The sequence below is a fragment of the Mesorhizobium album genome, from assembly GCF_033977205.1.
Lineage (GTDB): Bacteria > Pseudomonadota > Alphaproteobacteria > Rhizobiales > Rhizobiaceae > Mesorhizobium > Mesorhizobium album.
This window is the reverse complement of record NZ_JAVIIW010000005.1, coordinates 135,665-161,612: the sequence shown is the minus strand read 5'-3', so window position 1 is coordinate 161,612 and position 25,948 is coordinate 135,665. Positions and strand designations below refer to the sequence as shown.

Here is a 25,948-nt window from a genome sequence, read left to right as displayed (position 1 = left end):
GTTCTTTATATCGTTATCTGATTTTGTTCAAGCGGATGGTGCCGGCCGCGCCTTCAATGCGCGGTCTTCACCATGTCCACCTGGGTTTCGGTAATCTCGTCGTGCAGTATGTGGTCGAGCCGCTCGGCGACGATCTGGTCGTCGCGGCGGATCTCCCGCTTCCAGGGCTGGCGGCCTTTCAGCACGCCCGATTCATCGACGATCTCGGCGACATATTCTTCCTGGCGGTAGGCCATCACATGGACGCCGGCGACGCCCGGGATTTCCTTCACCTCGTTGATGATGTCGATGCAGAGCTGCTTGCCTTCCTTCTTCTGGTCCTGCGCGCCTTCGAGCCGCTTGATCACCGCATCGGGGATATGGATGCCCGGCACGTTGGAGCGGATCCATTTCGCGGTCTTTGCGGAAGCGAGCGGCCCGACGCCGCACAGGAGGAAGACCTTCTCGGTGTGGCCGAGGTCGCGCGCCTTCTGCATGAAGGTTCTGAACATCGGCACGTCGAAGCAGTATTGCGTTTGAATGAACTGGGCACCGGCGGCGATCTTCTTGCCGAGATGGATCGGGCGGAAATCGTAAGGCGGCGCGAAGGGGTTGACGGCGGCACCCAGGAAAACCTGCGGCGGCGTCGTCAGCTTACGGCCGGACAGGAACTTGCCGTTGTCGCGCATGATGCGGATGGTTTCGAGCAGCGACATGGAATCGAGGTCGAACACCGGCTTGGCTCCCGGCTGGTCGCCGGCCTGCACGCCGTCGCCGGTGAGGCACAGCATGTTGGCCACGCCCATCGCCGCGCCGCCCAGCACGTCGCCCTGAATGGCTATGCGGTTCTTGTCGCGGCAGGCGATCTGCATGATCGGGGCATAGCCCATGCGGGTCAAAAGCGCGCAGATGCCGACCGACGACATGTGGCAGTTGGCACCGGAGGCATCTACGGCGTTGATGGCGTCGACCCAGCCGTCGAAGATCTTGGCGCGGTTGTAGACATCTTCCGGGTCGGCGCTGTCGGGCGGGTTGAGCTCGGTCGTCACGGCGAACTCGCCGCGGCGCAGCACGCGCTCCAGCCGGCCGCGCGAAGTGTGGCCGGGCAGGGGATCGAGCGGCAGGTGGATGCCCGCCGGGTTCTCGTCGCGCTGGCGGGCGATCATGCCGAAGCTCCGGTGTTCTGCTGGTTGTTGGAAGTTTCACGCGCTGCCGCGGCCTGCGCGGTCACCCTGAGCCAGGCCGAGGTTTCGCGCAGCGACTGGTCGACCGGCTTCTGCACTTTGAGGATGTTGTCGCCATGCACCATGTTGCGGGAGCCTTCCCAGGCCTTGACCCAGACGCAGGGCATATCGGGCTCGACCTCGCAATTGCCGTTGGCGCGCACGCCGCCGCAAGGGCCATTGCGCAGCTGTTTCGGGCAGTTCATCGGGCACGACATGCCGGTCGACGACAGGATGCACTGGCCGCACATGCGGCAGTCGAACATGAAGCCCTTGACGCGCTTCTCGACGAATTTCACCGGGGCTTCGACACGGCCATAGCCGATGCCCTTCCACAAAGGATGCAAGAGCAGGAAGACGTCGGCGAACCTGCTATAGAACCACTCGAGCAGTCGCGAGTGCCGGATAGACCACAACCTCACAGCGAAAGTGCGCTGGACGCGCCGCTGCGGCGACACGTCGGCAGGCTTGTAGTCGGACTTCGGCGCGGCCTTCTTGACCAAAGTGGCCTGGGTAACCGTCGGCTGCTTCTCAGACATTTTCTTTCCCGCCAGCCTTGACCAGAGCGACCAGCCGCTCGCGGTCATATTTCGCGTCGAGGTCATGATAGGCCTTCTCGACTTCGGCCTCGATGTCGTCGCCGACCGGAACCGGATCGGCCTTGCGCCATTCGGCCAGGTAATCGTCGGTACCGCCGGCGCCGGTGCGCATGGCGCACATGTCGATCGCCTCGGTGAAGCGCAGCGGCAGCTCGCGCTTGGCGTTCTGCCGGCCCTTCTTGACGATGACCTGCGCAGGGATGTCGCGCCAATAGACGACGATCAGATCGGCCATGAAGTCTCAACTCCTCGATGTTGGGAGCATTGCCGCATGCGCCCTTGGGCCGCTTGTTATGGGACGACGCGCGCGCCTTCAAAAGCGACGCTGTCGATGACGCAAAGCGAATGCCGAAATCCGACGCCGGCTGATTACCAGACGTGCTTCGTCAGGCCGGTCCAGAGATAGAACCAGATCGTGGGGTGATACCACTGCTTCGAGGGTAGGCGGGGGTCGATCGTGTCGAGCTTGCCGGCCAGTGCATTTCTGACGGCCTCGACGCAGATGTCGCGGGAAAACGCAGCCTGCCGCAGTGCGTAGCTGGCGATGGTGTCGCCCCGTTTTGGCTTGCCACGCGCCTGCTTCAGCGCGCCGCCGGTGTCGACGCCGGCATCGACCAGATGCACGGTGGTGCCGAAATTCTGCGCATCGCCGGAGGCCAGCGCCCAGTAGCCGCCATTCATGCCGCGATATTTTGGCGCGATGCCGGCATGATAGTTGAGCACCGGGCAAGGCATCCTCGCGAGGGTGTCTTTCGACAGCAGCCGGCAGCCGGCGAGCAGCACGACGCCCGGCTTGATGCTTGCAATCTCCTTGAGACACTCCGGCCCGTTGGCGGACGGAACATGGATCACCGTCTGGCCCGGGCGAGGCTCGGTCTCAAGCTCTTCCTCGGCAATCAGGCGTGCGGCGTGTCCGGCAAGAAACCGCTTGCCGAGCCTGGTCAGTACCATGGTGCCGAGCTGGCCGATGGCCGAGATCCAGCCCTGGCGGCGGGCGCGGCCAAGCAGCAAATGCTTTTTGGATTCAGGGGTTTCGAGGATGACGCTGACAGGGCCGACGCGATCGGCGATGGCATTGACGATCGCCCAGATATGCGGACCACCCTCGGTGACGACCACGATCGGTCGCGGACTGGATTCCGACGCTGCCATGCCAAGCGCACCCGTTCACAAAGCCGGGCGGATGCTATGCGGGGTGGGTTAATCCTTGGTGTGCCAGTGGTCGACGCATGATCCTGGTCCGAAACGTCTGCAACTTTTTGCTGCGCTGACCTTCGGTTCGGTATCATGCTCGGTCAGCGCTTGAACTCCATGATGTCGAGCTTCGATTCGTAATAGGGCGAGGGGAATTCGATGCGCCATTCGGTGGCGCTGTTGCGGAAGGCGTAGCCGACCTGGTCGCTTTCCGGGCCGCTGCCATAGGGCTTGGCCTTGTCGTCATTGACCGAGAACGAGCCGAGATAGATGGCGCGCTTCTCGCCGTCGTCGAAGAAGCGGCCGGTCGTGCGCTGCGAGCCGCTGGTCTTTTGCAGCCGCCAGCCGGAACCGTCGTCCGTCACCTTGCATTTGAACCAGCCATAGATGATGAGCGGGCTCAAGCCGCCTGCCTTGATGGTGCGGCATTTCCAGTTGCCGGTCAGGTCCTTGTCGGAGAAAGCGACCAGCGGCTTGGCGAGCAGCGCATCGAGCTCTCTGACCTCACCCGGATTACCGGCCGTCGCCTCCTCGAGGGCGGCCTTGCGCGTCTCGCCATATTTGTCGAGCCGCGCCTTGTCGGCGGCGGTGACCAGCTTCTGTACCTCGCCATCGGCATAGGCCTGCGCGACTAAGCAGATGCCCATGCACACAGACAGAAGCAACGACCGAACAGGCATCCAATTCCCCCTCTATCGGGCACCTCAGCCGGCTGCGGCGACCCGCGCCAGCTCATCCGTCAGATCGCCGTAGCCGGTGGAGCGGCGCTCGTAGGCGAGGCCAAGCAAGGCGGCGGCTTTCTCGGCAACCTTGTCCAGTTCCGGATCATCGGTCTGCGCCAGGTAGATCAGCTTCTCGTAATTGCCGAAATAGTCCTTGATCAGTTCGGGATGCCTGTCGAGGCCGAGCGGCTTGATGAAGAAGGCATCGAACTGGCGGCAGAGGAAGTCGGTCATGTAGAACGACATCATGTCGTCGTCGGCGACCTTCGCGTAAGCGTCCATGCCCTGATAGAAGGCGAAGCAGTGCGGGCCGGCCATCCGTTCGACACCATGCTTCTCGATGATACGGTCGAGCATGCCGCCGGTGCCGCAGTCGGCATAGCCGACGAAGATGTGCCTGTAGCCTTCCGCCTTGGCCTTCTCGATCGCCTTGTCCATGGCCGGTGCGATGCGGTCCGGATAGAAGTGGAACTCGGCCGGCAGGCAGGTCAGCTCGAGATGGTCGAGGCCGAGCCGCTCCTTGACGGCCAAAACTTCGCGCGCAATCATCCCGCAGGCTATGACGAGCAGCCTGTCTGCTGTTTGATTCGGTTTCGTTTTCCGCGTTTTGACCATGAACCAGTCGAGCCGGCTTTCGCTGCGGGGCTAATATCTGTCGAAGGAGACACCGTCCATGAAACTGCAACGCATCGCGCCGATGGCCATCCTTGCCTGCGCGCTTGCACTCACGGCCTGCGCCAACACCATCCGGGGCGTCGGCAAGGATGTCAAATCGACGGCAAGGGCGGTCAAAGACACTGTCGCCAACTGATCTGTAGCCTCGTCCATCATCTGGGAACGAAAAAGCCGCGCTGCAAGGCGCGGCTTTTTCTGTCGACCCATGATGGATGCCCGGGATCAGGCGGTAGCGCGAACGTTATGCTTGCGCTTCATGAAGTCCTTGGCGGTCTCGACCGCAACCGCGGCGTCGCGGCAATAGGCATCGGCGCCGACGGCCTTGCCGAATTCCTCGTTGAGCGGCGCGCCGCCGACCAGCACGACATAGTCGTCGCGAATGCCCTTTTCCTTCATCGTGTCGATGACGACCTTCATGTAGGGCATGGTGGTGGTGAGCAGCGCCGACATGCCGACGATGTCGGGCTGATGCTGCTCGATCGCATCGAGATATTTCTCGACCGCGTTGTTGATGCCGAGGTCGATAACGTCGAAGCCGGCGCCTTCCATCATCATGCCGACGAGGTTCTTGCCGATGTCGTGGATGTCGCCCTTGACGGTGCCGATCACCATCTTGCCCTGCTTGGGCGCGCCGGTGGCGGCAAGTAGCGGGCGCAGAATGGCCATGCCGGCCTTCATGGCGTTGGCTGAGAGCAGCACTTCCGGCACGAACAGGATGCCGTCGCGAAAGTCCTCGCCAACGATGCGCATGCCTTCGACCAGCGCTTCGGTCAGCACGGTGTAGGGCTGCCAGCCGCGCTCCAGAAGGATATTGGTGCCTTCCTCGATCTCTTCCTTCAGCCCGTCATAGAGGTCGTCGTGCATCTGCTGCACAAGCTCCTCGTCGGAAAGCTCGGAAAGGATGATCTCTTCGTCGGACATTTTTTCTCGGGCTCCTTGCTGCTCGGAATGCTTGCTGCAGCCTAAAATCGATGCGCCAATACCTAACCCGCGAGGGCAGGGTAGCCATAGCTGATTTGCGACTTCCCGCAAAAGGAAAGCGACTGGAAATCTATTGGTTTTCTTGTCGATTTTGCGACAGGCGTTGGCGCTGGCGGGCCGTTTCGAATAGGGTGCATGGTTACGATCCGGCGAGAAGCGGCGTCAAACCGGCCGCGAGCCAATTCAGGCCAAATCTATAGGATGAACGATCATGAGCGATAACGCGTCAGTCGAACAGGAAGCGTCGGGTGGACGACGCGGACGCGGCGCCAGCGGCGGCGCGGCGGCCAGGCGCGCCGCCCGCGCCGGCGGCGGTCCGGGCACCCAGCTCACCTATATCAAGCGCAAGATCAACGTCTACGAGGTCCTCAACGAGGAAGGCCTATCGCTAATCGAGAAGAATACCGACACGGTTCTAGAAGAGATCGGCATCATCTTCCGCGACGACGCGGAGGCGCTCGCGCTCTGGAAGGAGGCCGGGGCGGACGTGAAGGGCGAGCGCGTGCATTTCCCCAAGGGGCTCTGCCGGTCGCTGCTCAAGACCGCGCCTTCGATCTATACCCAGCATGCGCGCAACCCCGAGCGCTCGGTGCAGATCGGCGGCAACGCAACGGTGTTTGCGCCGGTCTACGGCCCGCCCTTCGTGCGCGACCTCGACGGCAACCGCCGTTATGCGACGCTCGAGGATTTCCAGAACTTCGTGAAGCTCGCCTATATGGCGCCGTCGATCCACCATTCCGGCGGCACGGTGTGCGAACCGGTCGACGTGCCGGTCAACAAGCGGCATCTCGACATGGTCTACAGCCATATCCGCTATTCGGACAAACCGTTCATGGGTTCGGTGACGGCGCCGGAACGCGCCGAGGACACGGTGGCGATGGCCAAGATCGTGTTCGGCGACGACTTCGTCGAGAACAACACGGTGCTGACCAGCCTGATCAACGCCAACTCGCCGATGGTGTTCGACGAGACGATGCTCGGTGCGGCGAAGGTCTATGCGCGCCACAACCAGGCCTGCATCGTCACGCCGTTCATCCTCGCCGGCGCAATGAGCCCGGTGACGGTCGCGGGCACGCTGACGCAGATCCTGGCCGAGGTGCTGGCGGGCGCATCGTTCACGCAGCTCATCCGTCCGGGCGCGCCGGTGCTGTTCGGCACCTTCGCCTCGTCGATCTCGATGCAGTCGGGCGCGCCGACCTTCGGCACACCGGAGCCGTCGCTGGTTTCCTATGGCGCGGCGCAGCTCGCGCGCCGTCTCGGCCTGCCGTTCCGCACCGGCGGATCGCTGTGCGCCTCGAAGGTCCCAGACGCACAGGCGGCCTATGAGAGCGCCAACACGCTGAATTCGACGATCCTTGCCGGCACCAATTTCGTGCTGCATTCGGCCGGCTGGCTCGAGGGCGGTCTCGCCTCCTGCTACGAGAAATTCATGATGGACATCGATCAGCTCGGGATGACGCAGAAGTTCTCCGAAGGCGTCGACCTATCGGAGAACGGGCAGGCGATGGATGCCATACGCCAGGTCGGTCCGGGTAGCCACTATCTCGGCTGCGACCACACGCAGGCGAATTTCCAGACCGCCTTCTACCGGTCCAACATCGCCGACAACAATTCCTACGAGCAGTGGCTGGCCGAAGGCGAGAAGACCGCGCCGCAGCGAGCCAACGAGCTCGCCCGGCGCTGGCTGGAAAGCTACGAGGCGCCGCATCTCGACCCGGCGATCGACGAGGCACTGAAGGACTTCATCGCCAGCAAGAAGGCCTCGATGGCCGACGCCTTCACTTGAAAGGAGCCCGAGTCAGGCCGGGCTAAAGTCGCCAACATCATCCACAAGGAAGTCTGGCGGAGCGCGTTCTCCGACCCGGACCGGAAGGAATGATTTTTTCGCGCGGCACGATCGAAGGGATCGCGGCCGCGCTTGCCGCCGATGGCCTGATCCTTCGCGGCGGCTTCCGCTTTGCCGGCGATGAAGCCGCGCCTGCCGGGCTTTCAGGCGCGCCCGCAAGGTCCGTCCTCCTGGTCGGACAGGCCGGCGCGGCACCCTGGCCGCATTTCCAGCGTTGGTTCGAGAGGCAGCCGCAGCTCGTCGCCAATCCGCTCGACACGTGGTCGCGCGAGGTGATCGGCGCGGTCGCGCAAGAATTCGGCGCGCGCGCCGTGTCGCCTTCCGATCGGCCCTATCTGCCGTTCCAGCAATGGGCGATGCGGGCTGAGGGTCTAAAACCGTCGCCGCTCGGCATCCTCATGCATCCAACCTATGGGCTCTGGCATGCCTATCGCGGGGCGCTGCTGTTCGAAGAGGAGATTTTTCTCCCCGAGCCTCAGGAAGCGATTCATCTTTGCGACACATGCATCGATAAGCCTTGCATGAAATCCTGTCCGGTCGATGCCTATTCCGGGCAGGGTTTTGCCCATGAGGCTTGTCTCGGACATGTGCGTGGTCCTAGAGGCGAGCCTTGCCGGAGCGGTGGCTGTCTCGACCGCAACACCTGTCCCTACGGCACGAGCTTTCGCTATCCGCCGGAGGTGCAGGCCTTCCACATGGCGGCGTTCGCCAGCCTGTAAGCGGTCCTCGGCGTCGCACGGAATCTTGAATGCGGTTGAGATGTCGTGGCTTGCCCTGACGGCCGGCGCGGATATCTATCGCGTGGCAACAGGCGGAGCGCGTAATGACGAAGCAGGACATCGAGATCAAGACCCAGGACGGCACGGGGAAAGCCCGGCTGTTTCGTCCAGCGGCGCCCGCCAAGACCGGCGTCATCCTCTACATGGACATTTTCGGCCCGCGCCCGGCGCTCGACCAGATGGCAGAGCGCCTTGCCGGGCATGGCTATGCCGTGCTGGTGCCCGATCTCTTCTACCGCAGTGTGCCCTATGGTCCGTTCGATCCCAAGACCGCCTTTGCCGAGGAAAAGAGCAGGGCCGCGCTGTCGGCATTGAGCGGCGGCACGACGCAGGACATGACCATTCGTGACGGCGCCGCCTTCCTCGATGCGTTGGCCGCCGAGGGCATTACCGGACCAGTCGGCGTCGTCGGCTACTGCATGGGAGGCGCGCGGGCACTGAACGCGGCTGCAACCCATTCGGCCCGCATCGTTGCGGCGGCGAGCTTCCACGGCGGCAATCTAGCAAGCGATGCGCCCGACAGCCCGCACCGCAAGGCGGCGTCGATCAAGGCGCGCGTCTATGTCGGCACCGCCGGCGTCGACCGCAGCTTTCCGCCGGAACAATCGGCGCGGCTGGCCGAAGCGCTCAGGGTCGCCGAGGTCGATCATACGATCGAGAACTATGTTGGCGTCGGCCATGGCTGGTGCATCGAGGACCACAGCGTCTACAACGAAGCCGCTGCCGAGCGTCACTGGAAGCGGCTGACGACGTTTTTCAACGAAACATTGGGCTGACTTTTCTGACGCTGTCGAGCTGCCCCTCACCCGCCCCGTGAACAGGGAGAAGGAAAACGGCTCCACAAAAAAATCCTTCCATAGCCCCAAGGAATCGCCATTAGCCTTCGTCCAACGGGCAAATGACGGCGATGATGCTGGACGACAGCGAAGCCTCCGATGCCGAATTGATCGGGCGGGCGAGGGGCGGAGACAGGGGGGCTTTCGGCAAACTGCTCGAAAGGCACTATGGCTTCGTCTATCGCGCCGCCTATCGCTGGTGCGAGCGGAAGGCAGACGCCGAGGATATCGCCCAGGACGTCTGCGTGCGGCTCGGTCGGGCGATCCGCGACTATCAGGGCAATGGCGCCTTCACGACCTGGCTCTACGCCATGACGCTGAACGCGGCGCGCGACATGATGCGCAAGCGCGCCCGCGACACGGCCAAGACCGAGGCTTACGGCACCTATGCGCTGATAGCGGGAGAGGGCTCGGCGGACGGCCAGGACCCGACCGAGGCGCTGTGGGCGGCGGTGCGGATGCTGCCCGACAAGCAGCGCGATGCGGTGCTGCTCGTCTATGGCGAAGGCGTCAGCCACGCGATCGCGGCGGAAGTGATGGCGATCTCGGAGACGACGGTTTCCTGGCACATCCATGAAGCGAAGAAGCGGCTGAAAGCGCTCATGCGTTCAGCCGGGGAAGTGTGACCATGGTCGACGACAACGAACTCGAAACGCTGCGCGATCTCGCAGTTCCGGCACCGGACGGCGAGGCGAAGGCGCGCGCCTTCGCCGCCGCGATGCATGCCTTCGACGGCCAAGAAAATATTTCGACCGCCCCCCAAGGAACTGCAGCAGGTCTTCGTCTCACGGAGCGAGCAAGAACGCTCTGGAGAGAGATCATGCAACAGAAACTCATTGCCACACCGGCCATCACCGCGCTGGTTGCGCTGCCTATTGCCGGATATGCCGCTTTTGAGATGTTGAAGGGGCAGCCGCCTGTTATCGGCGGGAATGACGGTAAGGTGACCGAGACGGTGGCCGACAAACCGTTGGCGCAGAAGCCTGCGGCCAACGGGCTGGCGACCAACGAACCGCTGGCGGCCGCGCCCGCCAAGGAGAAGAAGGCCGACACCGACAGCGAGGAGCGCCTCAAGGATGAGGCGCAGGTTGCGCCGGCATCGCCGCCGAAGCCGACAACCGAAGTCGACAGCCTAGTCAAACAGGAGACGGCGCCCGAGGCGCTGCCCACACCGGCGCCGGCGGAGAGTGGCCAACTTGGCGGAAGTGCCAACGCGCCTGCGGCTGCCATGCGGTCCGCTCAGGCGCCGGCGGGTGCTGTCGCCGATTCCAAGCTGATGGTGCAGCCCGCGCCCCTGCCGGGGGACCAGATGCAGCCGCAGGAGGAAAACCGCGACCGCATCGAGACCTTCAAGACCAATCTGCTGCACGAAACCGCTCAGGATCCGGTGTCGACCTTCTCGATCGATGTCGACACGGCTTCTTATTCCTTCGTCCGCCGCTCGCTGAAGGAAGGCACTCTGCCTGACCCGAATACGGTCCGCGTCGAGGAGATGATCAACTACTTCCCATATGGCTGGAAGGGGCCGGACTCGGCTGCCACGCCGTTCAATTCGACCGTCACCGTCATGCCGACGCCCTGGAATGTGCGCACCAAGCTGATGCATGTCGCGATCAAGGGTTTTGACGTGAAGCCGGCCGAGGCGCCCAAGGCCAATCTGGTATTCCTGATCGACGTATCAGGCTCGATGGACGAACCGGACAAGCTGCCGCTCTTGAAGTCGGCCTTCCGGCTGCTGATCAGCAAGCTGAAGCCCGACGACACCGTCTCGATCGTCACCTATGCCGGTAATGCCGGCACGGTGCTGATGCCGACGAAAGCGACGGAAAAGCAGAAGATCCTTGCGGCCATCGACAATCTGGAGCCCGGCGGTTCGACGGCCGGCGAGGCCGGCATCAAGGAAGCCTACAAGCTGGCGCAGCAGTCCTTCGTCAAGGACGGGGTCAACCGGGTTATGCTGGCCACCGACGGCGATTTCAACGTCGGCCAGACTGATGACGACGACCTCAAGCAGCTGATCGAGAAGGAGCGCGGCACCGGCGTCTTCCTGTCCGTCTTCGGCTTCGGCCACGACAACCTGAACGACCAGATGATGCAAACCATCGCCCAGAACGGCAATGGCACCGCAGCCTATATCGATACGCTCGCCGAGGCCGAGAAGGTCCTGGTCGAGGATGCCTCCTCGACGCTGTTCACCATCGCCAAGGACGTCAAGATCCAGGTCGAGTTCAACCCGGCCAAGGTCTCGGAATATCGCCTGGTTGGCTATGAGACCCGCGCCTTGAAGCGCGAGGATTTCAACAATGACCGTGTCGATGCCGGCGACATCGGCTCCGGCCATTCGGTGACGGCGATCTACGAGATCACGCCCAAGGGCAGCGGCGCCGAGCAGGTCGATCCGCTGCGCTACGGCCAGGCCAAGGTCGACAATGCCGGCGTCGCCAACGCCGACGAATATGCCTTCGTCAAGATCCGCTACAAGCTGCCGAACGAGGATGTCTCCAAGCTGATCACCACGCCGGTGACCGCCGCCAACGAAGTACCGTCCTTCGACCAGGCGGGAAGCGACCAGCGCTTCTCGGTCGCGGTCGCCGCATTCGGACAGAAGCTGCGCGACGAGGATCAGACGGCGAATTTCGGCTACGACCGCATCCTGGAGATCGCTAATGCCGCCCGGGGTGCCGATCCGTTCGGCTATAGGGCCGAATTCCTGTCGCTGGTGCGGCTTGCGTCGTCACTGGGCGGCAACAAATAGGATAGGCGGAGTGAGCGAAAGGCCGGCGGAGAAAGCCGCCGGCCATTTGGCCGATCGTTAAATTGCGTGGCTTTTCCGGAACCTCATCGCAATGCCCTCCTGTTAGTCAAAGCTGATAAAGGACTTGGGGGAATGGAATTGCATATCACCGGGAACGCAACGCCGACGGCCGGCAATCTCACGGCGCGAGAACCGTCCGCTCCGTCGGCTGAATCGACGCGCATCAGCGATGTCCACGCAGCCCGCAACACGGCGCGCTCTGCGCTCAACAACGACCGCTTCCGCGTGATGCTGGAACAGATCAGCGACCCGCGCGCGTCCGGCGCGTTGCTGACGATGGGCGCTGACAGCAAGACCGGCGCCAGCACCGATTTCAATACGGCGCTCTCGCGCTACGCCGAAAACAACGATTAATGCATGTCGCCCAAAAGTGCGCAGCGGTTTTGGGAGAACGACATGCATGAAAACAAAGACTTAAAGCGCGTCGCCTGAATCCGTTTCTGCGCGACGCGCTTTAAGACCGGGCAGCTTCAGGCGCGGCTGCGCCGGCGCTCACGGCGGCCTTCGCCTGCCTCGCCGGCGCTCGCCGTCTTGTTGCGCATCGGGCCGATGCGCTCGACGATCGTTTCGACCGTCGGGCGTGACGACTTGGTGTGCCCGTCGAGCGCCTTGCGCATGGCGGCGAGATGGGCGAACGTGGTGCCGCAGCAGCCGCCGACGATTTTCGCCCCGGCATCGACCGCCAGCCGGACATAGTCGGCCATCAGCTCCGGCGTGCCGGAATAGTGGATCTCGCTGCCGCGGAATTCCGGAATGCCGCAATTGCCCTTGACGATCACGGTCGCTTCCGGCTTCGCGTCGGTCATATCGAGCAGCGACGACAGGATATCGGCGGCACCGACGCCGCAATTGGCGCCGACTCCGAGCGGGGCCTGCGAAAGGCCATCGGTGACGCCGTGGATATCCTTCGGCAGCAGACCCATCATGGTGCGGCCGGCCGTGTCGAAGGAGCCGGTGTAAGTGTAGGGCAGGCCGACGCGGATCGCGGCTTCGGCCGCGGCGCGAATCTCGTCCGGCGCCGACATGGTCTCGATCCAGGCGACTTCGGCGCCGCCGGCCTTGAGGCCCTCGATCTGTTCTGCAAAGGCATCGACCGCGTCCTCATAGGTCATGGCGCCGAGCGGTGCCAGCAGCTCGCCGGTCGGGCCGACGGAGCCGGCGACGATCACCTTGCGGCCGGCCTTGTCGGCGACGGAACGTGCAATCTCGGCGGCGCGCTTGTTCAGCTCGCCCACCCGGTCCTGGGCGTGATGCAGCTTCAGCCGATGGCGGGTGCCACCGAAGGAATTGGTCAGGATGATGTCGGCGCCGGCGTCGACGAAATTCTGGTGCAGCTTCGTCACGGTGTCGGGCGCCGTTTCGTTCAGCAGCTCGGGCGCTTCGCCGGCCTCGAGGCCCATCGCGAACAAATTGGTGCCGGTGGCGCCATCGGCCAGCAGTACGCCTTTTTCGGCAATCAGCGCGTCGATTGGATTGTTCGCGGTCATGGCTTCGGCTTTCGTTCCGGAATACGAATAACGATATAAAGAAGTCTTTATATGTAGTCAATGAAATTGCGGCCGCAGGGATGCCGATATGAGATGGCCGCGATCAGACAGCGCCTGGCGGGAACGTCATGCCGGCCAGCTTCTGCGTGAAACTGGCCGCCTCATGCGCATTGACGTCGGCGGCGCGGATCAGATTGTCGAAATGGCTGGTTAAAGTGCGGACCGGCTGGGTGGCATTCAACACCAGATACATGTCGCCGACATAGATCGCGGCGCGATAGGGGCCGAAGATCGTGTAGGGGATCGAATAGCGCATGCGGCCGTCATAGAGGAACAGGCGGAAGGTCGGGTAAAGGTCGTCAAGCAGCGTTGCCATGTGCAGCAATTGCCGGCGGCGCTCAGCCTCAGGAAAACGGTCCCAGATGCCGAGGCCGCGCGCGAAGATTTCCAGCGTATGGCGCGGCATGCAGACTTCCATGTCGGTCTCGGGCCGTCGGTTGTAGTCGATGCGGTATTGCGTTTCGCCGGCCTGCGCCTCGCGGCTCTTGTTGGCGATGCCGGCCTCGTAGTCGACCAGCGCCTCGGTGCGCAAAAGGTCCGGAATGCCCGCCGGCACATAGCGGATCTTGGTGCCGGCCGCCTCGGCATGCCACTTGGCGAGCAGCGTGCGATCGAATCCGTCCGGCGCCTCCTCGATCTCCAAGCTTTCGCGGATCTCGCCGGTGACGCCCTCGTCCTGGCTCAAGCCCAGCAGCCAGTCGAGCGACACCTTGAACTCGGCGGCGATGTTGAGAAGCGTCTCGGCGCGGGGCAGGCGGGTCGAGGCGCCGGACAAGAGCTGCGACAGCGCCGAACGGTCGATGCCGACGGCGGTCGCGAAGGCCGACTGGTTCAAGTCGGAGCGTGTCAAGAGCAATTTCAGCCGCTCCCGAAAGATCGTCGAAAGATCGCGCTTGTCCATGTTGCCGCTCCTGTTCGGGGAGGAAAAATTTGCGCTGTGGCCGCTCTGGTCGCGGCTCAGGCGTAAATGAATCCTCCTATTTGTTTACAATACATAACATTTGCCGCCAAGAGTGCGCATTCGCAACAGTTTGTGCGCTTTGTCGCGTTGCGACAACGAAAGGCTCCTGACACAATGTTGTCAGGAATCAAAGTGGTTCCGGCGACTGGAAGGCAGTGGTCGATAGCATGACTGGCATAAGCAAGAGACGTAGCAGCACACCGGCCGTGGAATGGCCGACCGTATTCCTCACACTCTTCTGTTACAGCACCTGGCTCGCCACCGGCTTCCTGCTCTGGCCGACCCATCCGCTGATTGCACTCGCCGCCCTGGCCGTGATTTTGGCCTTGCAATCCTCGCTCATGCACGAAGTTTCGCATGGCCACCCTACCCGCAACTCCAGGATCAACGAAGCCTTCGTCTTCCTCCCGATCGGCTTCGTCTGGCCGTTTCGCCGCTTCAAGACGATCCACCTTCGCCATCATGCCGACGAGAGGCTGACCGATCCGCTGGACGACCCGGAAAGCTATTACCAGGCGCTCTGGATGCATGAGGAACTGCCGCCGGCGATGAAGTTCCTGCTCAAGCTCAACAATACCGTGGTCGGCCGCCTCATTCTCGGCCCGTGGCTGTCATCGATCGGCTTCTTCATCGACGACGCCAGGCAGATGGCCGCCGGCGACAAGGCGATTCGCAAGGCCTGGCTGCTGCATGCCGTCGGCCTTGTCGCGGTCGTGCCGATCGTGACGTTGGGCTTCGGTATCCCGCTCTGGCTCTACATTCTGGTGCCGGTGTGGCTCGGCCAGTCGCTGATCTCAGTGCGCACCTATGCCGAGCATCAGTGGTCGGAACATCCGGAAGGGCGTACGATCATCGTCGAGCGGTCGCCGCTGTCGCTCCTGTTCCTCAACAACAACCTGCATTTCGTGCATCACAAGAGCCCGACGGTCGCCTGGTATAAACTGCCGAAGATGTTTCGCGACCGCCGCGAGGAATGGCTGCGGATGAACAACGGCTATACCTTTCCGAACTATTTCGCGCTGCTCAAATCCTACGCCTTCAAGGCCAAGGAGCCGGTGGTGCATCCGGTGCTGCGGCGCACGCCCGAACCCGGCCGCGCCTTCAAGCCGCGCGTCAGAGCGCGTAATGTGAATGGACTTGGAACGGCTCCGGTGCCGGCTGAGCCGCCCAAGGAATAATTCGACTTTTCCGCGACTGCTTTTTCGCCGCGGGACACAGGCGCCGATAGTCGCCTGTTTTGAAAGCTGTTCGTCATGAGTGAGTTGGTTGCGGCCTTGCCGATGTATGACTGGCCCGAGATGCGTGGCGAGGTCGACGCGCAATGGGCGCGGCTCCGCGACGCCTTCCGGCAAAGGGGGATCGATGCGCCGGAGAGAATGGCGCGCAGCAATCGTGACCTGCCGCCGGTGCCCGGCGGCATCCGCGACGGCGCCGGAAATTTGATCGCGCCCGACCCGGCGACATTGCCCCCGGACGAGTTCGATTTTCACCAGCTTTGGCTGAGCCCGGCGCTGCTTTTCGGGCAAACCTGCTGGGGGCCGATGGAACTCGGCCTTTCCGAGCATGTGCAGGTGATTGCCCAACCAAGCTACGAAGAAATCGAGGGCGGGCAGGGCGAGCTCTACTCCAGCGCGCTGGTGATGCTGGCCGATGGCGGGCCGTCGGTCGCCTCGCCCGACGACGGCAAGGCCGTCATCCCGCTCGACCTCATCCGCGGCAAGCGCTTCGCCTTCAACAATCCGGATTCGATGTCCGGACTGCTGGGGCTGACGCACGACCTGGAGGCGATCGGCGAAAGTCTCGACATCTTCGCCTCGCGCAGCGAAAGCGGCGGCCACCGGTTGTCGATCATTGCCATCGCCGAGGGCAGGGCCGACATCGCTACCATCGACTGCCAAAGCTGGGTACTGGCACAGCGCTTCGAGCCGGCGGCGCGGCAGGTGAAGGTGGTCGGCTGGACGGCCAGGCGGAAGGGCCTGCCGTTTATTACCGCTAGGACCACATCGGCGGGCGTCGTCGCGTCCATGCGCGAGGCCGTCGCCGAGCTTGGCCTGACAGGGTCAGTTGCCAAGCAAGCGTTCGTCGAGCGGATAGTTTGAGAGCTTTTCGTTACCGGTCTCAGTGATCAGGACCTGCTCCTCTATCTTGACGCCCTCGTGTCCGCCGAGCCTGCCGATATAGCTTTCGACGCACAGTACCATGCCGGGCTCGAGCACGCCGTCCGGTGTGTCGTCCGTCCAGTCGCTGGCATGCGGCAGGGTCGGGTACTCGTCCGCCAATCCGACACCGTGGTAGAGCACGCCGTAGCGCGCCGGGAAGCAGTCGCCGGGCGGCACCGCGGAGCGCTCGACGAGATCGCGGAAGGAGATGCCCGGCCGCATCAGCTCGGTGTTGTTCGCGATCTGATCGGCGGCGATGCGGAACAGGTCGCGCTGCTCGTTCGATGGCCTGCCATCCCCGCAAAGCCAGGTGCGCGAAAGATCGGCGCAGAAGCCGTAGGGACCGATGAGATCGGTGTCGAAGGCGACGAGGTCGCCGTCCTCGACGATGCGCGACGAACATTCCTGGAACCAGGGATTGGTGCGCGGCCCGGACGACAGAAGCCGGGTCTCGATCCATTCGCCGCCGCGCGCGATGTTGCCGCGATGCAGTTCCGCCCACAGCTCGTTCTCGGAAATGCCGGGCTTCAGCGCCGCTTCCATCTCGCCCATCGCGGCCTCGCAGGCGACGATGGCGCGACGCATGGCAAGGATCTCGTCGGGCGACTTGATGAGGCGCGCATTCTCCATCACCGCCTCGCCATTGCCGACCGTGATGGCGCGGCGGGCAAGCTCGTCCACGCCTTCCGGATTGATGTGGTCGACCGCGATGCGGCGGTTGCCGCCGCCGTGCTCGGCAACGAGGTCGACTATGCCGGCGGCCCAGCGACGGACCTTCTTGTTGGTCAGCTCGCCGCTGTAGAGATACATCCACGACACCGCCGGTCGCACTTCGTCGACGACGCCGGCCTGATCGGACAGGTGCTCGCAGGAGAAGTAGTCGAACAGCACCACGGGGCCTTCGGTAGCGACGAAACAGTGGCGGGTCGGGTTATGCGCGACCCAGGGCTGCATGTTGGTCGAGTCGGTCGCGTAGCGGATGTTGACCGGGTCGTAGAGCAGGGCGCCGGCATAATCGCGTCGCTTGAGCTCGGCGCGGATGCGCTCGAGCCGATAGCGTCGCATGGCGGGCAGGTCGGGGGCGGCAATGCCTGCCGCTGCCCATTCGGCTTCGGCCATCGTGCCATAGCCCAGGACATGCTGGTTGAGCGCGGCTGCCTTCTGCCGGGAAGCCTCGCGCAACGCTTCGATCGAGCCCGGTTCGAACGGCATGATCTTGCGGTGGCGGCCGAAGCGAAGTTTGTCCATACGGTCCCCCAACGTTATTGCGCCGTCGTTCTGAGCAATCTGGTAATTGTCACCTCGCGCGGCGCGCCTCCGAACCGCTGCGGCACCGCGATGCTCCGATGGACGGTGTCCATGATGTAACCGGCTTTGGCGATCCTGTCGAAAATGATTGAAGCCGGCTCTTCGTCATCGGCCAGGACAAGCACTGCCGGCTCGCGGATTGCCTTGGCGAAATCGGGTATCTCGTCGTCGAGCACGACGAGATCGGGATCAATCAGGCGAAGATTGCCGATCCAGAACCAGCTCGAGACGACCGTGCCGACCGGCCCCTCGGCCGTCAGCTGACGATAGAGCGAAACGTAGTCCATCCGCACGATGCTGCCGCGGTTGTCGCCGCCATGGACATGCATATACCAGCTCACCGGCAACGCCAGGATGGCGATTACGGCGCCGACGAAGACGATGGTAGCCTGTGTCTTCCTACCCCTTTCCCCCATGGCGTCAAGGCGCATGGCAAGGGCGGCGGGCAGCAGCACGAAGACGGGAAGCATCCAGCGGTCGCGAAACTGGGTTATCCCACCTGCCAGCACCACCAGGAGCGTGATCAGCAAGGCGAAGGCAATCGCCCGCCAGACCAGCCTTTCGGACCACGATCCCAACTCAGGCGGCGCGGGTTTCTTTCGCGCCAGGAAGAACGCGACGGCAAAGACCGCTGTCGGCAACCCGGCGAAGTTGAGGATCGCCTTGCTGAGGCCAATGATGCCGAGAGATGCGGTGTTCGCCACGCCGCCGCCCTCGGCGACGCCGAAACCCTCGCTGTGCGAGAGCAGGTCTCCGAGATGCGTGAGGCTCCAATAGAATGTCGGCAGGCAGACAAGGATCGCCACGGCCATGCTGATCAGGAAACGACGATCGAAGATCGCCTCACGCGTCTCGCGAAGCGACAGCGCCGACAGGAACAGCGCGGCGAGAAAGACGACGATGTTGTATTTCGAAAGCATCGCCGCAGCCGCCGCAAGGCCGAGCAGCACATAAGCGATCGTGGATCGTCGTTTCTGCAGCTCGACCAGCGCCAGGAGAAGCGCCGACGAGAAGCAAAAGACGGCGACGGAGTGGGTCAAGGCATGCTGCATCTCCCATACGATCTGCGGAAAAAGCAGCAGGCCGAACATGGCGGCGGCGGCGGCGCGGTTCGAGTGGCCCAGCCGGCGCACCGCGGCAAAGGACGCGATCAATCCGCCGACTAGCAGGGCGTATTTGACGATCTTGAGCGCGAGGATGTTGGTCCCAACCAGCGAAGCGGTGAAAATGCTGAGCCAGGTAAAGAGCGGCGGCTGCGAGCTGCCATAGCCGGCCGCGAGGAACCGCATCGCCATCAATTGTTCGGCGTCGTCGACGCCGACACCTGTGCCCATGAAGTGGGACGTGAGCGTCATCGCCACGATCTGAACGAGGCAATACGCAAGGGCAAATGCGATCGCGGCGCTGAAAGGGCCGACCCGTTCATCGCAGAGCCAGTCGGTCCATTTCTCCAGCCGCTGCAAAGGGTCTTCTTCTCTTCTGATGTGTCGGTGGCCGCTTTTTATAGCCGGCCACCCACACGATCGAAACATCCCGCCACCTGGAGCAGTTCGGCGATGAATCGCCGAACTGCTCTGACTTTTTTTGCTTTTACGCAATTCCGGGCGGAAAACCGTGACCCACTTTTTCCGGAATTGCTCTATGCGCGCATTTTCTCGCCGCTCGGGTCGAAGGGCGGCTCGACATTGATGCGGGCGGGGCGGCGGTGGCCGAGGATCTCGATCTCGAACAGGCCGGCGCTCTCGTCTTCCGCGAGGGTCGCCGGCACATAGCCCTGCGCCATCGACTTCTGCACGTAATGCGCATAGCCGCCCGAGGTGACCCAGCCCACAACGCGCCACTCACCGTCGACGATGCCGCGCACCGCGGAGGCGCCTTCGGCGGCCTTGGAGCCGCGCACTTCCTTGCCGGCCTCATCGAAGCGCGGCGCGCCATAGCCATGCGGCTTTTCCACCGTGCCGTAGTCCTTGCCGACCTTGGCCCAGATCGGCTCGTCGCCCATCACGTCGGCGTCGGCCGCATCGACGATGAAGGAGACGCGGCGCAGCTTCGGGCCTTGCGCCAGCTCCTTGGCGGCCGCCTCGCGGCCGATGAAGTCGTTCTTCTCGAGCTTGATGAAGCGGTCCATCGACCCTTCGAACGGACCGTAGATCGGGCGCAGTTCGCGGAACCAGGTCGGGAAGTTCTTCTCCAGGCGCATCGACAAGAGCGCGCGCATGCCGAAATCGACGATGCCGAATTCCTCGCCTGCGTCCTTGATCGCCTTGTAGACCAGGCGCTGATAGGCGGGCGCCATCCAGATCTCGTAACCGAGGTCGCCGGTATAGGTGATGCGGTTGACCATGCAGGGCGCGCCGCCGACTGCCATCTCGCGGAAGTCCATGAAGCGGAAGGCCTTGGTCGAGACATCGACATCGACGAGCTTCTGCAGCAGGTCGCGCGATTTCGGTCCGGCGATGGACAGCCCGACCAGCGTCTGGTCGAAACGGTGGATGCGCACCTCTGACGTCCTTGGGCCGTCCTTCGGCAGGTGCTTCTCGAACCAGCGCATGTGATATTTCTGCGCGGCCGACGAGCCCCAGATCATGAAGCGGTCCTCGCCGGTCTTGGCGATGGTGAAGTCGCCGATCAGCTTGCCGAACTCGTTGACCATGGGGGTCAGCACGATGCGGCCGGTCTTCGGCATGCGGTTGGTCATCAGCCGGTTGAGGAAATCCTCGGCACCCGGACCCGACACCTCATACTTCGCAAAGTTGGCGATCTCGGTGACGCCGACCCGCTCGCGCGTGGCGCGCACTTCCTCGCCGATCGGGCCGAAATCGTTCGAGCGGTGGAAGGAGACGATGTCCTTGGGCTCGGTGCCCTTCGGCGCGAACCAGAGCGGCGTCTCGAGGCCCCACGAGTCGCCCATCACCGCGTTGTTGGCGAGCATGGTGTCGTAGAGCGGCGTCGTCTGCGCCGGACGGGCGGCCGGCAGCTCCTCGTTCGGGAAGCGGATCGAGAAGCGCCGCGAATAGTTCTCGCGCACCTTGGCGTTGGTATAGCGCAGCGTCGCCCATTCGCCGAAGCGGGCGACATCCATGCCCCAGACGTCGAAGCCCGGATCGCCGTGCACCATCCAGTTGGAGAGCGCCAGGCCGACGCCGCCGCCCTGGCTGAAGCCGGCCATGACCGCGCAGGCGCACCAGAAATTGGTCAGGCCCTGCACCGGGCCGACCAGCGGGTTGCCGTCGAGCGCGAAGGTGAAGGGGCCGTTTATGATCTGCTTGATGCCGGCCTTCTCGATGCCGGGGAAATGCTTGAAGCCGATCTCCAGCGACGGCGCGATGCGGTCGATGTCGGGCTGCAGCAATTCATGGCCGAAATCCCAGGGCGTGTTGACCGGCGACCACGGCTTGCAGGCCTTCTCATAAGTGCCGAGCAGGATGCCGTTGCGTTCCTGGCGGGTGTAGATCTCGCCCTTGAAGTCGAGCACGCCGATCATCTCGCGGCCGGTCGACTTGTTGAATTGCTCGACCTCCGGCATCGGTTCGGTGAGTAGGTACATGTGCTCCATCGCCAGCACTGGCAGCTCGACGCCGACCATGCGGCCGATCTCGCGCGCCCACAGGCCGCCGCAGTTGACGACATGCTCGGCCTTCACCGTGCCTTGCTCGGTGACGACGTTCCAGGTGCCGTCGACCTCCTGCGTCAGTTCGACGACGCGGTTGCGCAGCACGATCTCGGCGCCGAGTTTTCTCGCGGCCTTGGCATAGGCATGGGTGGTGCCGGACGGGTCGAGATGGCCTTCGACGGGATCCCACATGGCGCCGACGAAATTGTTCTCGTCCATCAGCGGGAACATCGCCTTCGCTTCCGAAGGCGTGATCAGCTCGGTGTCCATGCCGAGATAGCGGCCCTTGGCGTGGGCAAGCCGCAGGAAGTCCATGCGCTCGGGCGTATCGGCCATCATCACGCCGCCGGTGAGATGCAGCGAGCAGGACTGGCCGGAGAGCTCCTCGATCTCCTTATAGAGCTGGACCGTGTAGGCCTGCAGCTTGGCGACGTTGGGGTCGCCGTTCAGCGTGTGGAAGCCGCCAGCCGCGTGCCAGGAGGAGCCGGAGGTCAGCTCCGAACGCTCGATCAGCATGATGTCGGTCCAGCCGGCCTTGGCAAGGTGATAGAGCACCGAGCAGCCGACGACACCGCCGCCGATGACAACCGCTTTTACGTGGGATTTCATAGAGATAGATCCGTTTTTGTAGAGACTGAATCGAGTGAGCGGGGTCCCCCCTCCGGAGGGAGAGGAAAGGTGCCGGCTGGAGTCGCTTCACGCCTTTCCTCTCCCCCGTCGATCGGGGGAGAGGTGTCGAGCGAAGCTCGACGGAGTGGGGGTCGACCGCTCATTGGACTAGAACAAAATGATCAGAAATCAGTCGGCGCGCCGCCTTCGGCGCGGCGCTTGTCGACGAAGTCGTTGAGCTCCTCGCGGATTGCTGGGTCCATATAGGGCTCCTCGTAGGCGGCAAGGCGCTCCTTCCACACCTTGTTTGTCCGCTCCAGCGCCGTTGGCGAGCCTGCCTCGGCCCAGGTCTCGAAATTGCGCCAGTCGGACACGATCGGCGAATAGAAGGCGGTCTTGTAGCGTTCCTGCGTGTGCCGGGTGCCGAAGAAATGGCCGCCCGGGCCGACCGACTGGATGGCGTCGAAGCCCAGCGCATCCTCGGAGAGATCGAGCGGGGTGAGAAACTCGGCCACCATCTGCAGAAGATCGATGTCGAGGATGGTCTTTTCGTAGGAGCAGCGCAGGCCGCCTTCCAGCCAGCCGGCGCCATGCATCATCAGATTGCCGCCGCCCTGAATGGCGCCCCAGAGCGAGAAGACGCTCTCATAGGCCGCCTGCGCGTCGACCGTGTTGGCGGCGCAGGTGTTGGAGGTGCGGTAGGGGATATTGTAACGGCGGGCGAGCTGACCGCCGGCGAGCTGCGCCTTCATGTATTCCGGCGTACCGAAGGCCGGCGCGCCGGACTTCATATCGACGTTCGAGGTGAAACCGCCATAGCCGACCGGCGCGCCCTTCTTCACCATCTGCGCAAAGGCGATGCCGGAAAGAGCCTCGGCATTCTGCTGCACCAGCGCGCCTGCAATAGTAACGGGCGCCATGGCGCCGGAGAGCGTGAACGGGGTGACGATCACCGCCTGGCCCATGCTCGCCATCTGGATGATGCCTTCCATCATCGGCACGTCGAGCTTGAGCGGCGAATTGGTGTTGATGATGGTGAAGATCGACGGCTCTTCCATCAGCTGCTCGCGGCTGACGCCGCGGGCAATGCGGGCGATCTCGATGCCATCGACATTGCGTTCCTTGCCGAGCGAATAGATGTGGAAGACCTTGTCGGTCAGCGTGGCGAGGTCGCGAATGCATTCGAGATGCCGGACCGACGGATGGATGTCGATCGGCTCGACCGGATAGCCGCCGGTGCACTGCAGGATGTTGTGCATCTGCGCCAGGCGCAGGAAGTTGCGGTAGTCGGCCTGGTTGCCGGGGCGCCGCCCGCGATCGAGATCTGAGCAATTGGGTGCCGAAGCCATCATCGAAAGGATGACGTTGTTGCCGCCGAAGCACAGATTGTGCGCCGGATTGCGTGCATGCAGCGTGAATTCCGGCGGGCAGTGCGCGATGAGCTCGAGGATCATGTCGCTGTCGAAGCGCACGCGCTCGCTGCCCTCGCTGACGTCGGCGCCATGCACCTTCATGATGCGGCGTGCTTCCTCATGCAGCACGTCGACGCCGATTTCCTTCAAAACGCGAAGCGAGGCGAGGTGGATCGATTCCAGCTCGTCGTCGGATACCAGCTTGGTCGGCGTCAGCGGGTTCTTGAGCTGCCGGAAAGGCGGCTGCTCGAAGGCGACCGATCCGCCGGCGCGCTTTCCCGCACGGCCGCCGCGGCGGGCGCGATCGGTTGCCAAAGCCGGTTCGGCGGGATGAAGAGCGGCGGTCATAATAAGCCTCGTGAGGATGCGAAAGTGGCCGGCATAATGGACCGGCGGCAATCCCGCCGGTAAGGAGGCGGCGACCACTAGGGCGAGGGAAGCGACATGACGGAAGGGCAGCCGGCTGGCTGCGTCACTAACCCAGGTTCGGGCGACGCTGCTCTTGAATGTTGGCGCGTCGAACGCGATGTAGGCAGGGCCGCCAGACCCGGAGACCTGCATGACCAGCGCGATGACCAGAACCCAGTCCGAATTGGAGGCCGAGGATCCTTTCCTCTGGCTGGAAGACCGCAACGGCAAGGAAGCGCTCGACTGGGTTCATCGCCAGAATGCCGTGACGGTCGGCGAATTGCAGGGCGATCCTTCCTACCAGGCTACGTTCGACACCGCGCTCGATCTGATGACCGCCGAGGACAATATCGCGGTCGGGGCGGCGCTAGCCGGCCACGTCTACAATTTCTGGCAGGACAAGACCAATGCGCTCGGCCTGTGGCGCCGCGCGCCGGTCGCTTCCTACAAGACCGACAAGCCGGACTGGGAGACGATCATCGACTTCGATCAGCTCTCGGCCAAGGAGGGCGTGAAATGGGTGTTCGGCGGCGCCAGCCGGCTCTATCCGGATTTCGACCGCTGCCTGCTGTCCATGTCGCCGGATGGCGGCGACGCCAGCGAGATGCGCGAGTTCGACATGGCGACGAAATCCTTCATAGAGGACGGTTTTCGCGCGCCGGCCTCGAAGTCGGGCTTTTCCTGGCTGGACAGGGACACGGTGATCGTCTCCGCCGCTTTCGCGGAAAAGGACAAGACCCAGTCGGGCTATCCACGCGTGATCAAGCTCTGGCGGCGCGGTACGAAGATCGAGGATGCAACGCCGATCTTCGAGGGCGAGAAGCATCACCTCGCGGTCGGTGGCGGCGTGGAATTCGACGGCGACAAGCGGCATGTGCTGCTTGGCAAGACCATCGACTTCTTCACCTCGCACAGCTTCCTGCGGCTGGCGTCGGGCGAGAACAGGCGCATCCCGCTGCCGGACGACGCCACCGACACGGCTATCTTCAAGGGGCAGTTCGTCTTCGGCGTGCGCAGCGCGTGGACGGCTCCCGATGGCACCCGCTGCCTGCCCGACGGGCTCTACTCCGTGGATTTCGAGCGCTGGATCGAGACCGGTGCGTTCGAACCGATCGAGACGCTGCTCAAACCGGAGCACCGTGTTTCCATTGCAGGTCTGGCGAGGACGCAGGACCGACTGTTCATCAACCTGATGGACAATGTGCGGGGCAAGGTCGTTGTGTGCGATCGCACCGATAAGGGCTGGTCACTGAAACCGGTCGCGCTGCCCGACAACGGCAATGTCGGCATCAGCCATGCCGAGCATTTCGGCGCAAGCGTCTCCTTCTCCTTCACCGATTTCCTGACGCCGAGCTCGATCGTCTGGTCGGACGATAACGGCGAGACGCTGGCAACTGTGAAATCGCAGCCGGCGCGCTTCGATGCCGCGCCTTACGTTTCGGAGCAGTTCGAGGCGCGCTCGAAGGACGGCACGATGATCCCGTATTTCGTCGTGCGGCGCCGCGACCAGACGGGACCGGTGCCGGCGCTGCTCTACGCCTATGGCGGCTTCGAGGTGCCGCTCTTGCCAGGCTATGGCGGCATCCGCGGCAGGTTGTGGCTGGAGAAGGGCAACGCGTATGTGCAGGCCAACATCCGCGGCGGCGGCGAATTTGGTCCGGCCTGGCATCAGGCGGCGCTCAAGGGCAACCGCCAGAAAGCCTTCGACGATTTCGCGGCGGTGGCCGAGGATGTGGTCAGGCGCGGCATTACCACGGCTGCCCAACTCGGCATCCAGGGCGGCTCGAATGGCGGCTTGCTCACCGGCGTGTCGCTGACGCAGCGCCCGGACCTGTTCGGCGCGGTCATCATCGACGTGCCGCTGCTCGATATGTTGCGTTACACCGAATTGCCGCCCGGCGCGTCCTGGATCGCCGAATATGGCGATCCCTTGAAGCCGGAGGAGGCGGCCTGGCTGGGCGCCTATTCGCCCTATCAGCATGTCGCGGCTAATGCCGCTTATCCGCCGGTGCTGTTGATGACCTCGACCGCCGACGACCGCGTCCATCCCGGCCATGCGCGCAAGATGGCTGCGCGGCTGCAAGCCACTGGCCATGCGAGCACGCTGTTCTTCGAGGAGACCGAAGGCGGCCATGGCGGGCGCGGCGATCGGCGGCCGCAGGCGGCGCAAACGGCGATGCGCTATGTCTTTCTGCAGCGGGCGCTGAGCATCGGACCGAAAGGTGGAAGCCGGTTTTCGGACAATCCGGTGCTCGACTGAAAACGCGGCACGGCTTGAATTC

At 63.5% G+C, this 25,948-nt stretch carries 23 protein-coding genes; 10 read left to right on the top strand and 13 right to left on the bottom strand.

The window, feature by feature from the left end:
- Nucleotides 1-53: 53 nt before the first annotated feature.
- The 6 genes from RFN28_RS06440 to RFN28_RS06415 form a co-directional block, all read right to left on the bottom strand.
- On the bottom strand, nucleotides 54-1,145 hold the full coding sequence (locus RFN28_RS06440) for a methylenetetrahydrofolate reductase (protein ID WP_320286535.1): 1,092 nt from the start codon (nucleotides 1,143-1,145) through the stop codon (nucleotides 54-56).
- Entirely contained in the window at nucleotides 1,142-1,741 is a 600-nt protein-coding gene (locus RFN28_RS06435; RefSeq protein WP_320286534.1) for a methylenetetrahydrofolate reductase C-terminal domain-containing protein, read from the bottom strand. Before RFN28_RS06435 ends, RFN28_RS06440 begins: the two co-directional genes overlap by 4 nt.
- Complete coding sequence (locus RFN28_RS06430; protein WP_320286533.1) at nucleotides 1,734-2,036, bottom strand: virulence factor; 303 nt, start codon at nucleotides 2,034-2,036, stop codon at nucleotides 1,734-1,736. Before RFN28_RS06430 ends, RFN28_RS06435 begins: the two co-directional genes overlap by 8 nt.
- Before the next feature lie 134 nt (nucleotides 2,037-2,170).
- Nucleotides 2,171-2,953 carry a formyl transferase gene (locus RFN28_RS06425; protein ID WP_320286532.1) on the bottom strand — a complete coding sequence of 261 codons (783 nt, stop codon included), beginning with the start codon at nucleotides 2,951-2,953 and terminating at the stop codon, nucleotides 2,171-2,173.
- Nucleotides 2,954-3,096: 143 nt separating this feature from the next.
- On the bottom strand, nucleotides 3,097-3,675 hold the full coding sequence (locus RFN28_RS06420) for a DUF4893 domain-containing protein (RefSeq protein ID WP_320286531.1): 579 nt from the start codon (nucleotides 3,673-3,675) through the stop codon (nucleotides 3,097-3,099).
- Between the two features lie 24 nt (nucleotides 3,676-3,699).
- Nucleotides 3,700-4,332 carry a DUF1638 domain-containing protein gene (locus RFN28_RS06415; RefSeq protein WP_320286530.1) on the bottom strand — a complete coding sequence of 211 codons (633 nt, stop codon included), beginning with the start codon at nucleotides 4,330-4,332 and terminating at the stop codon, nucleotides 3,700-3,702.
- A gap of 58 nt (nucleotides 4,333-4,390) precedes the next feature.
- On the opposite strand from RFN28_RS06415, the gene RFN28_RS06410 reads away from it, so the two are divergent.
- Nucleotides 4,391-4,528: an EncA/B family entericidin gene (locus RFN28_RS06410; RefSeq protein ID WP_320286529.1), complete on the top strand. Its 138-nt coding sequence runs from the start codon at nucleotides 4,391-4,393 to the stop codon at nucleotides 4,526-4,528.
- 86 nt (nucleotides 4,529-4,614) lie between these two features.
- Here the strand turns inward: RFN28_RS06410 and RFN28_RS06405 are convergent, their stop codons facing one another.
- A complete protein-coding gene (locus tag RFN28_RS06405; protein WP_320286528.1) occupies nucleotides 4,615-5,313 on the bottom strand; it encodes a cobalamin B12-binding domain-containing protein in 699 nt (232 codons plus the stop codon).
- Between the two features lie 271 nt (nucleotides 5,314-5,584).
- On the opposite strand from RFN28_RS06405, the gene RFN28_RS06400 reads away from it, so the two are divergent.
- The 6 genes from RFN28_RS06400 (at nucleotide 5,585) to RFN28_RS06375 (ending at nucleotide 12,003) form a co-directional block, all read left to right on the top strand.
- Entirely contained in the window at nucleotides 5,585-7,159 is a 1,575-nt protein-coding gene (locus tag RFN28_RS06400; protein ID WP_320286527.1) for a trimethylamine methyltransferase family protein, read from the top strand.
- Nucleotides 7,160-7,248: 89 nt separating this feature from the next.
- On the top strand, nucleotides 7,249-7,938 hold the full coding sequence (locus RFN28_RS06395; RefSeq protein ID WP_320286526.1) for a 4Fe-4S dicluster domain-containing protein: 690 nt from the start codon (nucleotides 7,249-7,251) through the stop codon (nucleotides 7,936-7,938).
- Between the two features lie 104 nt (nucleotides 7,939-8,042).
- Complete coding sequence (locus RFN28_RS06390; RefSeq protein ID WP_320286525.1) at nucleotides 8,043-8,774, top strand: dienelactone hydrolase family protein; 732 nt, start codon at nucleotides 8,043-8,045, stop codon at nucleotides 8,772-8,774.
- Between the two features lie 122 nt (nucleotides 8,775-8,896).
- A complete protein-coding gene (locus tag RFN28_RS06385; protein WP_320286524.1) occupies nucleotides 8,897-9,460 on the top strand; it encodes an RNA polymerase sigma factor in 564 nt (187 codons plus the stop codon).
- A 2-nt stretch (nucleotides 9,461-9,462) separates the two neighbouring features.
- Nucleotides 9,463-11,589, top strand: coding sequence for a vWA domain-containing protein (locus RFN28_RS06380; protein ID WP_320286523.1), 2,127 nt, complete (start codon nucleotides 9,463-9,465; stop codon nucleotides 11,587-11,589).
- 132 nt (nucleotides 11,590-11,721) lie between these two features.
- On the top strand, nucleotides 11,722-12,003 hold the full coding sequence (locus RFN28_RS06375) for a hypothetical protein (RefSeq protein ID WP_320286522.1): 282 nt from the start codon (nucleotides 11,722-11,724) through the stop codon (nucleotides 12,001-12,003).
- 116 nt (nucleotides 12,004-12,119) lie between these two features.
- On the opposite strand, the gene bmt is transcribed toward RFN28_RS06375, so the two are convergent.
- Together bmt and RFN28_RS06365 are read right to left on the bottom strand one after the other, a co-directional pair.
- Nucleotides 12,120-13,136, bottom strand: coding sequence for a betaine--homocysteine S-methyltransferase (gene bmt, locus RFN28_RS06370; RefSeq protein WP_320286521.1), 1,017 nt, complete (start codon nucleotides 13,134-13,136; stop codon nucleotides 12,120-12,122).
- A gap of 103 nt (nucleotides 13,137-13,239) precedes the next feature.
- Nucleotides 13,240-14,097, bottom strand: coding sequence for a helix-turn-helix domain-containing protein (locus tag RFN28_RS06365; RefSeq protein ID WP_320286520.1), 858 nt, complete (start codon nucleotides 14,095-14,097; stop codon nucleotides 13,240-13,242).
- A gap of 227 nt (nucleotides 14,098-14,324) precedes the next feature.
- On the opposite strand from RFN28_RS06365, the gene RFN28_RS06360 reads away from it, so the two are divergent.
- Nucleotides 14,325-15,335 (top strand): fatty acid desaturase, encoded by a 1,011-nt coding sequence (locus tag RFN28_RS06360; RefSeq protein WP_320286519.1) that lies wholly within the window; start codon nucleotides 14,325-14,327, stop codon nucleotides 15,333-15,335.
- A gap of 75 nt (nucleotides 15,336-15,410) precedes the next feature.
- A complete protein-coding gene (locus tag RFN28_RS06355; protein ID WP_320286518.1) occupies nucleotides 15,411-16,256 on the top strand; it encodes a phosphate/phosphite/phosphonate ABC transporter substrate-binding protein in 846 nt (281 codons plus the stop codon).
- Here the strand turns inward: RFN28_RS06355 and RFN28_RS06350 are convergent.
- From RFN28_RS06350 to RFN28_RS06335, 4 genes are all read right to left on the bottom strand, one after another.
- Entirely contained in the window at nucleotides 16,218-17,564 is a 1,347-nt protein-coding gene (locus RFN28_RS06350) for a M24 family metallopeptidase (RefSeq protein ID WP_320286517.1), read from the bottom strand. The genes RFN28_RS06355 and RFN28_RS06350 overlap by 39 nt on opposite strands.
- Nucleotides 17,565-17,578: 14 nt before the next feature.
- A complete protein-coding gene (locus tag RFN28_RS06345) occupies nucleotides 17,579-18,979 on the bottom strand; it encodes an ArnT family glycosyltransferase (protein WP_320286516.1) in 1,401 nt (466 codons plus the stop codon).
- Between the two features lie 284 nt (nucleotides 18,980-19,263).
- Nucleotides 19,264-21,846 carry a GcvT family protein gene (locus tag RFN28_RS06340; protein ID WP_320286515.1) on the bottom strand — a complete coding sequence of 861 codons (2,583 nt, stop codon included), beginning with the start codon at nucleotides 21,844-21,846 and terminating at the stop codon, nucleotides 19,264-19,266.
- 182 nt (nucleotides 21,847-22,028) lie between these two features.
- The gene (locus RFN28_RS06335; RefSeq protein ID WP_320286514.1) at nucleotides 22,029-23,606 is read right to left on the bottom strand and encodes a trimethylamine methyltransferase family protein; all 1,578 of its coding nucleotides are present in this window, start codon (nucleotides 23,604-23,606) and stop codon (nucleotides 22,029-22,031) included.
- A 211-nt stretch (nucleotides 23,607-23,817) separates the two neighbouring features.
- On the opposite strand from RFN28_RS06335, the gene RFN28_RS06330 reads away from it, so the two are divergent.
- A complete protein-coding gene (locus RFN28_RS06330; protein ID WP_320286513.1) occupies nucleotides 23,818-25,926 on the top strand; it encodes a prolyl oligopeptidase family serine peptidase in 2,109 nt (702 codons plus the stop codon).
- Nucleotides 25,927-25,948 lie beyond the last annotated feature (22 nt).

What these genes read in the sequence shown, in the direction of transcription:
- RFN28_RS06350 (WP_320286517.1), bottom strand. Translation starts at nt 17,564, where the DNA reads ATGGACAAACTTCGCTTCGGCCGCCACCGCAAGATCATGCCGTTCGAA.
- RFN28_RS06395 (WP_320286526.1), top strand. Translation starts at nt 7,249, where the DNA reads ATGATTTTTTCGCGCGGCACGATCGAAGGGATCGCGGCCGCGCTTGCC.
- RFN28_RS06340 (WP_320286515.1), bottom strand. Translation starts at nt 21,846, where the DNA reads ATGAAATCCCACGTAAAAGCGGTTGTCATCGGCGGCGGTGTCGTCGGC.
- RFN28_RS06330 (WP_320286513.1), top strand. Translation starts at nt 23,818, where the DNA reads ATGACCAGCGCGATGACCAGAACCCAGTCCGAATTGGAGGCCGAGGAT.
- RFN28_RS06390 (WP_320286525.1), top strand. Translation starts at nt 8,043, where the DNA reads ATGACGAAGCAGGACATCGAGATCAAGACCCAGGACGGCACGGGGAAA.
- RFN28_RS06375 (WP_320286522.1), top strand. Translation starts at nt 11,722, where the DNA reads ATGGAATTGCATATCACCGGGAACGCAACGCCGACGGCCGGCAATCTC.
- RFN28_RS06380 (WP_320286523.1), top strand. Translation starts at nt 9,463, where the DNA reads ATGGTCGACGACAACGAACTCGAAACGCTGCGCGATCTCGCAGTTCCG.
- RFN28_RS06420 (WP_320286531.1), bottom strand. Translation starts at nt 3,675, where the DNA reads ATGCCTGTTCGGTCGTTGCTTCTGTCTGTGTGCATGGGCATCTGCTTA.
- RFN28_RS06360 (WP_320286519.1), top strand. Translation starts at nt 14,325, where the DNA reads ATGACTGGCATAAGCAAGAGACGTAGCAGCACACCGGCCGTGGAATGG.
- RFN28_RS06335 (WP_320286514.1), bottom strand. Translation starts at nt 23,606, where the DNA reads ATGACCGCCGCTCTTCATCCCGCCGAACCGGCTTTGGCAACCGATCGC.
- RFN28_RS06415 (WP_320286530.1), bottom strand. Translation starts at nt 4,332, where the DNA reads ATGGTCAAAACGCGGAAAACGAAACCGAATCAAACAGCAGACAGGCTG.
- bmt (WP_320286521.1), bottom strand. Translation starts at nt 13,136, where the DNA reads ATGACCGCGAACAATCCAATCGACGCGCTGATTGCCGAAAAAGGCGTA.
- RFN28_RS06405 (WP_320286528.1), bottom strand. Translation starts at nt 5,313, where the DNA reads ATGTCCGACGAAGAGATCATCCTTTCCGAGCTTTCCGACGAGGAGCTT.
- RFN28_RS06440 (WP_320286535.1), bottom strand. Translation starts at nt 1,145, where the DNA reads ATGATCGCCCGCCAGCGCGACGAGAACCCGGCGGGCATCCACCTGCCG.
- RFN28_RS06435 (WP_320286534.1), bottom strand. Translation starts at nt 1,741, where the DNA reads ATGTCTGAGAAGCAGCCGACGGTTACCCAGGCCACTTTGGTCAAGAAG.
- RFN28_RS06400 (WP_320286527.1), top strand. Translation starts at nt 5,585, where the DNA reads ATGAGCGATAACGCGTCAGTCGAACAGGAAGCGTCGGGTGGACGACGC.
- RFN28_RS06345 (WP_320286516.1), bottom strand. Translation starts at nt 18,979, where the DNA reads ATGACGCTCACGTCCCACTTCATGGGCACAGGTGTCGGCGTCGACGAC.
- RFN28_RS06430 (WP_320286533.1), bottom strand. Translation starts at nt 2,036, where the DNA reads ATGGCCGATCTGATCGTCGTCTATTGGCGCGACATCCCTGCGCAGGTC.
- RFN28_RS06355 (WP_320286518.1), top strand. Translation starts at nt 15,411, where the DNA reads ATGAGTGAGTTGGTTGCGGCCTTGCCGATGTATGACTGGCCCGAGATG.
- RFN28_RS06410 (WP_320286529.1), top strand. Translation starts at nt 4,391, where the DNA reads ATGAAACTGCAACGCATCGCGCCGATGGCCATCCTTGCCTGCGCGCTT.
- RFN28_RS06365 (WP_320286520.1), bottom strand. Translation starts at nt 14,097, where the DNA reads ATGGACAAGCGCGATCTTTCGACGATCTTTCGGGAGCGGCTGAAATTG.
- RFN28_RS06425 (WP_320286532.1), bottom strand. Translation starts at nt 2,953, where the DNA reads ATGGCAGCGTCGGAATCCAGTCCGCGACCGATCGTGGTCGTCACCGAG.
- RFN28_RS06385 (WP_320286524.1), top strand. Translation starts at nt 8,897, where the DNA reads ATGACGGCGATGATGCTGGACGACAGCGAAGCCTCCGATGCCGAATTG.